The organism is Caballeronia sp. INML2 (assembly GCF_023631365.1).
Classification (GTDB): Bacteria; Pseudomonadota; Gammaproteobacteria; order Burkholderiales; family Burkholderiaceae; genus Caballeronia; species Caballeronia turbans.
Window position 1 is genome coordinate 1 of the sequence record NZ_JALQDH010000221.1, and the last position, 473, is coordinate 473.

Below are 473 nucleotides of genomic sequence, written 5' to 3' on the forward strand. Positions count from 1 at the left end.
GGCTTCCGGCAGTACCTGAGAGATATGGTCGGCTCGTTCATCCTCTCGGTCGGCATGCTGCTGTTTTTCGAAGGCGCCTTCTTATGGATCTTCGGCGGCGTGCCGCGGGTGGTCCCGAACATCGCACCCGGCGAGCTACGCATCCTTGGTGCCGCGATCGAACTGCAAAGACTGATCGTTTGCGTAGTCGCGGTCTTGGTCGCGATATTGCTGTATGTGATGCTCGGGTATACGCGCTTTGGCCGCGCAATCCGAGCAACCGCTGAAGACCCCGGCGCTGCCACGCTCCAAGGCGTGCGGTACAAGCGGACACTGCTTTATGGCTTCATTATAGGGTCGTTTCTCGCCGCTGTCTCCGGTTGTCTGATCGCGCCAATCACGGTGGTAACCCCGGCTGTCGGGAACGACTATCTAGTCAAAGGTTTTATCACGATTATCATCGGCGGGTTGGGCTCAATTCCCGGGGCTATTCT

Annotated in this window: 1 protein-coding gene; it reads left to right on the forward strand. The window is 58.1% G+C overall.

Going from position 1 to position 473, the window contains the following annotated elements; all coding sequences use genetic code 11:
• Positions 1-473, forward strand: a 473-nt coding sequence (locus tag NCT32_RS37090; protein ID WP_250491575.1) for a branched-chain amino acid ABC transporter permease, incomplete at both ends; no start/stop codon positions are given.